Source organism: Streptomyces sp. WAC06614 (genome assembly GCF_003949795.1).
Taxonomy (GTDB): domain Bacteria; phylum Actinomycetota; class Actinomycetes; order Streptomycetales; family Streptomycetaceae; genus Streptomyces.
On record NZ_RPRY01000348.1, the window covers coordinates 1 to 6913 of the forward strand.

Annotated in this window: 6 protein-coding genes; 5 read left to right on the forward strand and 1 reads right to left on the reverse strand. The window is 73.7% G+C overall.

The features are described from left to right. The first annotated feature begins 248 nt into the window (after nucleotides 1–248). The gene (locus EF918_RS30250) at nucleotides 249–1475 is read left to right on the forward strand and encodes a sensor histidine kinase (RefSeq protein ID WP_185921988.1); all 1227 of its coding nucleotides are present in this window, start codon (nucleotides 249–251) and stop codon (nucleotides 1473–1475) included. Further along, nucleotides 1472–2116, forward strand: coding sequence for a response regulator transcription factor (locus EF918_RS30255; protein ID WP_125652124.1), 645 nt, complete (start codon nucleotides 1472–1474; stop codon nucleotides 2114–2116). Before EF918_RS30250 ends, EF918_RS30255 begins: the two co-directional genes overlap by 4 nt. Nucleotides 2117–2140: 24 nt before the next feature. Here the strand turns inward: EF918_RS30255 and EF918_RS30260 are convergent, their stop codons facing one another. Then, the gene (locus EF918_RS30260) at nucleotides 2141–3370 is read right to left on the reverse strand and encodes a sensor histidine kinase (protein ID WP_125652125.1); all 1230 of its coding nucleotides are present in this window, start codon (nucleotides 3368–3370) and stop codon (nucleotides 2141–2143) included. A 275-nt stretch (nucleotides 3371–3645) separates the two neighbouring features. Here EF918_RS30260 and EF918_RS30265 point away from each other — a divergent pair, with 275 nt between their 5' ends. From EF918_RS30265 to EF918_RS30275, 3 genes are all read left to right on the forward strand, one after another. After that, a complete protein-coding gene (locus tag EF918_RS30265) occupies nucleotides 3646–4203 on the forward strand; it encodes a hypothetical protein (protein ID WP_125652126.1) in 558 nt (185 codons plus the stop codon). Between the two features lie 178 nt (nucleotides 4204–4381). Next, a complete protein-coding gene (locus EF918_RS30270; protein WP_125652127.1) occupies nucleotides 4382–4765 on the forward strand; it encodes a hypothetical protein in 384 nt (127 codons plus the stop codon). 1161 nt (nucleotides 4766–5926) lie between these two features. Further along, on the forward strand, nucleotides 5927–6913 hold a 987-nt coding region (locus EF918_RS30275), incomplete at its 3' end, for a YcaO-like family protein (RefSeq protein ID WP_125652128.1).

A 6913-nucleotide genomic window follows, 5' to 3' on the forward strand; every position in this document is an offset into this window, starting at 1 on the left:
TCGTCTTTGTCGACGACGCAGAGGGCGAAGGTCCCGGTCCTGTCCGTGGTCAGCAGCGTCAGATGTGTATTGGAGACGGGTGCGGGGGTGTGGGTGGGAACACGGATCCGCGTTCCCTGCACCGATGTTTCCGGTCGGCCGCCGCCCGGGGCATCGGAGCATCCGCTACGGCCACCCCGACGAAAGGAGGGGGCGCCCTCATCCCCGGGGCGGGGCGGTCGACGCGGGCCGGTCCGTACGCTGGGGGCATGAGCGACCAGGACCGAGCGGGACGACCGGAACCGCAGCCTCGGGGGGCCGTCGTCGTCGAGACGCTGCTGACGGTGGTGGTCCTCGGCGCGATCGTCCACCGGGCCGTCGCCGTCATCACCGGTCACAATGGGCCGGGCATCCCCGGATGGGACCGGACACCGCTGGATCTCCTCGTGCTCGCTGCCGCCGCCGTCCTCACCGTGACCCGCCGTCGGCACCCCGTGGGGCTGGTGGCGGTCGGCGTCGCGTGCTGGCTGCTGGTGGCCGACCCCACGGCGAGCGCGCTCGCGTTCTACAACCTCGGACTGCGCCCCCTGCCCCCACGGCGCACCGCCGCCCTCGCCGCCGCCGGGCTGACGGCGTTGACCTTCCGGGCCGTGATACCGGCGACTCTGCCGGCCCTCGACGCCGTGATCTCGGGTCTGCCGACCTTGAACACGGCGTTCTACGTGGTCGTCGCCGGAGCCCTGCCGTTGGCGGTCGGCCTGTGGCAGTCGGCCCGCCGCGCCCTGCTCGCCCAGCTGCGCCGGCAGCTCGCCCAGGCCGAGGCCGCCCGGGAGCGGGAGGTCGCCGCGGCCCGGACCGCCGAACGCTCCCGTATCGCCGGGGAGATGCACGACGTCGTCGCCCACAAGGTCAGCCTCATGGTCGTGCACGCCGGAGCCCTGGAGGTCTCCACCACCGACCCCGCCGTCACCGCGTCGGCCGGCCTCATCCGCGAGAGCGGCCGGGAAGCCCTCCAGGAACTGCGCTCGGTCCTGGGACTCCTCCACGCCCGGGAGGACGCCGCCCTGGCCCCCCAGCCCACCCTGGCGCAGATCGACGACCTCGTCCGTGCCTCCCGGCAGGCCGGCGTCCGCATCCGCGTCGTCACCGAGGGCGCCCTCGGCGAGGTGCCCGATGCCACCGGACGCGCCGCCTACCGGATCGTGCAGGAAGCGCTGACCAACATCCACAAACACGCCGCAGGGGCCCGCACCACCGTCCACCTCAGCCGGCGCGCCGACGCGCTCGGCATCCGTGTCCGCAACGCCCGCCCGGTGCGGCCTCCCGACGGCGACTTCCCCCGCGGCGGCCACGGGCTCGTCGGCCTGGGCGAACGCGTCGAGCTCCTCGGTGGTACGTTCTCCGCGCAGGAGCAGGCCGACGGCGGCTTCCTCGTCACCGCCACCCTGCCCACGACCGTCCGCCCCGCCCCGCACGAGCACCGGACCGCAGCATGATCAAAGTCCTGATCGCCGACGACGAAGCCCTGGTCCGCACGGGGCTGCGCATGATCCTCCAGGCCGACCCCGACATCGAGGTGGTCGCCGAGGCCTGCGACGGCGACGAGGCCCTCGACCGGATCCGGGCGCACCGCCCGGACGTGGTCCTGATGGACATCCGCATGCCCCACCTGGACGGGCTCGCCGCCACCCGGCAGCTGAGCACCTGGCCCGACGCCCCCCGCGTCCTGGTCCTGACCACCTTCGACCGCGACGAATACGTCCACACGGCGCTCCAGAGCGGCGCCGCCGGGTTCCTCTTCAAGGACACCCCGCCCCGGGAGCTCACCGCCGCCGTCCGCACCGTCGCCGAGGGCAGCGCCATCCTCGCCCCCCGCGTCACCAAGCACCTCATCGACCACTTCACCCGCGGCAGCGCCGTCCGCACCGAGGCCCGGCGCCGACTGGCCGCCCTCACCCCCCGGGAGCTCGACGTCCTCGCCGCCGTCGCCGAGGGAAGGTCCAACGCCGAGGCCGCCCGCGCGCTCCACCTCAGCGAAGCCACCGTGAAGTCCCACGTCAGCCAGATCATGGCGAAGCTCGGCGCCACCAACCGGGTCCAGATCGCCGTGCTCGCCCACCAGGCGGACGCGGCGTGAGCGGGCTCGTTCGAAGCCGTCGGATCACTGCTCCGGTACGACCCGGCCGCGCAGCGGGAGGTGGACCTCCACGACCGTGCCGGTGGGGCTGTGCGGGCGGACCGTCAGGGTGCCGCCGACGGCCTGGAGGCGCAGCTGCTGCGAGGCGATGCCGATGTGCCCCTGGGTCACCCGTTCCTCCAGGACGCTCGGCGGCAGCCCGATGCCGTCGTCGGTGACCGACAGCGTCGCCCCGTCCTGGTCCGCCTCGAAGCGGAGCACCACGTGCCGGGCCTGGGCGTGCTTGACGACGTTGGTCATGAACTCGCGGGCACAGCTGTAGAGCAGCTGGTCCGTCTCCGAGCCGACGGAGGTGGCGTTGCAGACCACCTGGACGGTGAACTTGCCCCGTTCGCTCGCCCGCCGGGCCAGGCCGTCGAGGGCCTGCTTGAGCCCTGCCCGGTCCAGCACGGAGGGGTGCAGGGCGGTGACGGAGGAGCGCAGCTGCCGGGCGGTGTCCTGCAGGGCCTCGTCCGCCCGGGTCAGGGCCTCGTGCGGGGCCGCCTCGGCGGCCTCGTCCACGTCGAGCCGGGCCGCCAGCACGCTCTGCAACGGTCCGTCGTGCAGGGCCTCGGCCAGGTCGCGGCGGTCCCGTTCCACGATCGACAGGGTGGTGGCGAGCATGGAGGTGCGCGCGTGGGCGAGGGCGGCGATGTCGCGCACCCGTCCCTGCTGGATCCGTGACAGCAGCACCGCGCCGACACCGATCAGGGAGAGCGTGAGCGTGTGCCCGACGGTGTAGTGGAGGCTGACGGTGTCGCCCAGGAGCGCCAGGGTGGTGTCGATGCCGTAGAAAGCGGTGGCGAGCGCCCCGGTGACGGCGGTCACCACGGGCCGCAGCTGGAAGGCGGACAGGACCACGATCATGAGCAGCCAGTCCGAGATGAACGGGTTGTTCCAGTCCGGGATGGCGTACTCGCTGGTCAGCATGAAGAACAGGGCGACGGTCGGCAGGTCCATCAGCGGCACGGCCCAGGCCACGTGCCGGGGCGGCTCCCCGCGCCAGGCGAGGGTGAGCATCGCGACGGCGTAGACGGCGTAGACCACCAGGATGAGCTGGGCCGCCCCCAGGTTGTACGGGCGGATCAGGATGGATTCCGCGACCGCGGCGAGCAGCAGACCGATGCGCAGCAGCGCCTGACGCTGCAGGGCCCGCTGCTGGAAGTCGGCGAGCACGGTGCTGATCGCGTCGTGCCCGTCGGCCAGCGACAGCACGTCCGGCCGGCCCGGCCGAGCGGATGAGGGGAACCAGGCCCGGAAGTGTCCGCGGGCCCCTTCGCCACGGGGGGAGTCGGGGCTGGAGGGAATAGCGAGATCATCCCTTTTCAGATTGTTTGTCCGCTCGTTCACGCGCTCCAGTATGCCCGTTCGGCCCAGCCCCCGGTGGTGGCGCGTAGGAGAGCGGCTCCGCCTCCCCCACCATCAAGATCAGTGCCGTCGACGGCACGGACGGATCCCTGGATCGGAGCGAAGGCCGTATGAGGACAGCGATGAGGAAGCCCACGAGGAACACCCCCCTGGCCGCGCGCGCCGTGGCCGTGACCGTGTCGGCGGCGGCGCTGCTGACCACCGCCCTGACCGGTGTCGCGGCGGCCGGGGCGGACCCGGACCACGGGCACGGACGCGGAGAGCGCGTGCTGGAGCTGGAGACGCACCCCACCAGTCACTTCCAGACCCCTCCCGGGACGTCGAGGGCGGGCACCCTGATCGGGGGAGTGGGCGGCCTGACCAGGTTCGTCGACGGCGGTGAGGAGGACTACGGCTTCGACCGGTGGCAGTGCCTCTACCTGGAGGTGACCGCGGACAACGCACGGCGCGTGATGCAGTGCGACGCGACCCTCGACACCCCTGACGGCGAGATCACCCTCCAGGGCGCGTGGACCGAGCTCGGGGGCCCGCCGCCGGAGTCCCGGGACGCCGTCACCGGGGGGACCGGCGCGTACGAGGGCGCCACCGGGTACGCGGTGTACACCCTGCTCAACCCGGAGGACCCGGCGAACGCGCGCTACCACATCAGCGTCCACCTCGACGCGGCGCGGAAGCCCTGACCGCAGGGGCGACCCGCCCTGGTTTCCTCCCCCCGTGTCGTCCGGTCGTGCGACGCGGGCGGCCGGGCCGCACGGCTTGACTGGTCGGGTCGGTGCTGGTGGAAACCACCCCGCTCCTCCGGGACCCGCCGAACTCGGCACGGCACCGACGGGTCCCGGACCTCTTGGAGGACCAGTCATGCGTACCCCCCGTGCATTCTCGACCGCCGCCCTGACCGCCGTCGGCGCCCTCGCCCTGGCGGGCGTCGCCCCTGCCGCACAGGCAGCGCAGCACTCCGGCCCCGCCGCCGCTGCGCCCGCCTCCGCCCCGGCGAAGCCGGAGACCCACCGCACGACGCCGGCCGACGGCCTGAACGAGAAGCTGGTCGGCGGGCCGAAGGCCGCCTTCGTACCGCAGACGCCGGTGAAGAGGGTCGGGTACGACGACCCGTCCGCGACGAAGAGGAGGGTGGGGTACGACGACCCGTCCGCGACGAAGAAGCGGGTCGCCGCCCCGACGGACGGGAGGTTCGGGAAGACGGACACCACCACGGGCGGTGCCCCCGCCGGCTTCTCTGCTTGAGGCAGGCTCCCCCACGTAACGCCGCGAGCGGAACGGCCGTAGAGGCCGTTCCGCTCGCAGTCGTCCCCACGGGACCGGTCGAGGAGGTGGCAGGCTCCCGCTGCCGGCATGACACGGGAGGCCCACCGATGTCCGGTTCGGGGGGACCGGTCGGGGCCCGGCCGTTCGTCGGGTCCCGAAGGAGGCTCACGTACGTCGGGGCGGGTCACACGCCCCGATGGTGGTCGGCCGAGTACCGCGGGGAGCGCGTACGGCCGGCCACCGGGGTCACCACTTCAGGCCGAACAGGTTCGCGAAGAACTTGCCGACGGCTTCCCAGAAATCACGCCACGTCATGTGAATTGCACCCTGTCTCTCAGTTCCCTGCCTCCCTCGGTCGAAGCGGAGGAGCTGCTTCCTTGCAGCCGATCGCCAGCATGCGGGCGTCCGAAATGCGCCACATCCACCGTCCGGCCCGTTCCTTAGGCGAAGCCGACATCACGGTGCGGACGCGGAGAGCGGGCCGCCGCGCCGGTTTCACGCCACACCGGCCGGGCCGCTCCGCCGGATGCCGCGGGCCCGGCCCCGCGCCGGCCGTCCCAAAGGGCACCCGGGCGTGCACGGCGAAAATCCGGCGGAACGGCTCGGCACTTGCGGCCCGGCCCCGCCCCACCGACCGTCGCCTACCGGCCAGAACCGCGTGACCCGGCCGCCGGAGGTGCTAGTCCCCGCACCCCCGGTCGGCTCCCTCGATCGGCTTCCCGTCCCCATGGGAGGGACTACGCCTCCCGGCTCCACCGGCCCGACGGCGGGCGACCCCGTCTTCCGTCCGGTCCGTCCGGTCCGCCTGGCCCGCCCGGTCTTCTCGGTCCTCCCGCCGTGTCGTCCCTCCGTTCGTCCGTCGGGACGACAGTCCCGTCGAAGCCGCGGTGCTGAACTGGACATCGCGTCACAGACCGTCCGTGAAGCGGAGGAAAGGTAAGGACGGCCCGAAATGGCCGTTGCACAGGAACTCGCCCTGGCCCTCGCCGCCGAGCACGGCGCCGGCCACGCCAGGACCCTCGCCGAGTAGCCGCGGCACCCGCGGGCCCCCCGGCTTCGGCCCGGCCGGCACCGGGAGCCCACCCCGACCCGCACCGCATCCGCACCCGTACCCCTACCGAACCGAAGGACTCCCACCCCATGACCTGCACCAGCACCCGTCCGGTGAAGGCAACCGCACTGAGCGTCGAACGCCTCGGCACCCACCGGGCCGCCGCGGCGGAGGAGACCTGGCGCCGCCTGGAGCCGCTGTTCCCGGCGGCCGGGATCACCCGGGTCGCCGACGTCACCAAGCTCGACGACATAGGCATCCCGGTCTGGCAGGCCGTACGGCCGAACTCCACCAACCTGTCCCTCGCCCAGGGCAAGGGCCTCAGCCACCGGCTCGCCCGGGTCTCGGCCGCCATGGAGGCCTACGAGTCCTGGGCCGCCGAGCAGCCGCGGCCCGACACGGTCACGGCGAGCATCGCCGAGCTGGCCGACGTCCTCACCTACGACCCGCTCCTGCTCGCCCCGTCCCCCGACCGCGTCCCGCAGGCCGCCACCCCGCTGGCGTGGTGCCCGGCCGAGGACCTGACGGACGCCCGTACGACCTGGCTCCCGGTGGACGCGGTGACCGTGGACCTCCGGATCCGGCCGCACTGGGCCCCGGACACCTTCGCCGCCGTCACCAGCAACGGCCTGGCCGGCGGCAACACCCCCACCGAGGCCACCCTGCACGCCCTCCTGGAGATCGTCGAGCGCCACGACATGGCACGCGCCGCCGCCGACGGCGGCACCTGGGCGGGCGCCGTCCCCGTCCGCCCCGGACGGTTCGGCGCCGCCGCAGCCGTGCTGCGTCATTGCGCCGCCGCGGGAGCGGTCGTCCAGGTGGCCGACTGCACCGGCCCCTGGGGCGTGCCGACCTTCGCGGCCCGGCTGTGGTCGCCCAGCGTGCCCTCGTGGTTCTCCGGGTCCGGCACCCACCACGACGCCGACGTCGCCCTGTCACGGGCGGTCACCGAGGCCGTGCAGTCCCGGCTCACCGCCGTCGCCGGGGCCCGCGACGACCTGCCGTTCATCACCTACGCCCCCGAAGGCGCCGAGCCGCCCACCCCCGCGGCCCCGGCGACGGCGGTGAGCCGGGAC